Genomic DNA, 1,266 nt, shown 5'->3' on the forward strand with positions numbered 1-1,266 from the left:
TTTGATCCCTTCAGGATCAGTCCCAAGAATATACGTGTGAAGCTGAAGCTGTCGTAAGTATATAGAAAAGCCCTGATAATGCGGCCGACCCTGAATGGGTCGCATGTATATAGCATATGTGCTGATGTTGATCCCGACCCTGATAGGGGTCGCACAGCGTCGGCTATGAATTTACCCAGATACCGTAACATTCATTTATCATTTTATTTTTTTAATCGGTAAAAAAACACTGACCCTTTTCCTGTTTTATCAAATTTGTCAATTATTCCTTTAATGTATAATCGGTTTAATTCTCGTGATAACTCTTTACTATTTAAATTTCTATCTGGAAATAGTTTCATAATTTCAGAAACTCTTATTCCTTCAATCATTTGGGGGAGCGTTAATACATGTTTTTTAATGAAGCTTGGTAGAGAATTTTTGTCAAACTTATATTCATCATTAAGTGTATGTTTTGTAAAGAAGTTGTTTAATAGAGTTAGGTTACTTCCCAGTTTAACATCTTTTTTCTTCAATAAATCGTCAATTGTCACATCATATAATGTTGCAAAGGCTGATAAGGTACTGGTATTAGGATAAACGGTATTATTTTCATTTTCGAGTTGGCGTAAGTGGTCTGAAGAAAAACCAATAACGACTTCTAATCCCATTATAGATAGATTTGCTTGCTCCCTAAGTGACCCTAAATTTTCTGCAAGTCTCTTTAGATCAATGTATTTTCCCCTATCTCCTTTCATTTAACAAATACAACAAAAAATTTGTCATCATTTTTTGGGTTTTTGTTTGGTTTTTGAATACAAATGCATATATTAGCATTGTAGAATAAATACTTAGTAATAAATGAATTAGGCATCTAACCTAAGTCCAGTTGCAGAAACGTAGGAAATTTCTTGAAACAATGGACGTAGAGTAGAAGCCCATCCACTATATTTACAATATAGAGGTGGGCTATCTCTTTAACGTTGTGTTTCAAGAGACTTTCATTGAAAGTTTTGGCTTCCTACGTGCCATGCAACAATCGTAAGGAGTATAGCTCATCTCTCTTCTTGAGATGGTCATCCTTTATGGACTTTTTAATAATTATTTCCAATGGGAAAGAGATTTATTACCACTCACCAATTTAAATTATCTTGCTATAGAGGTAAGGTAAGGGTATATTCTGATTTCATCTTTACAAAAATGCTTGATCATGCAATTATTTCCGGTTGCCCAAGCGCATTCGACATCCTCTTTGAGCGCAAGCCCAAGAACCCGATTTGAAAACTA

General features: G+C 34.4%; 2 protein-coding genes. Both read right to left on the bottom strand.

From position 1 onward, the window contains the following. Positions 1–191 (bottom strand): hypothetical protein (locus EL17_RS23970; protein WP_205623613.1); only part of this gene is annotated, 191 nt, incomplete at its 3' end. 12 nt (positions 192–203) lie between these two features. Continuing rightward, positions 204–737, bottom strand: a complete 534-nt coding sequence (locus EL17_RS22075; RefSeq protein WP_035079873.1) for a helix-turn-helix domain-containing protein — start codon at positions 735–737, stop codon at positions 204–206. Positions 738–1,266: the final 529 nt, after the last annotated feature.

Source organism: Anditalea andensis (genome assembly GCF_000714815.1).
Lineage (GTDB): Bacteria > Bacteroidota > Bacteroidia > Cytophagales > Cyclobacteriaceae > Anditalea > Anditalea andensis.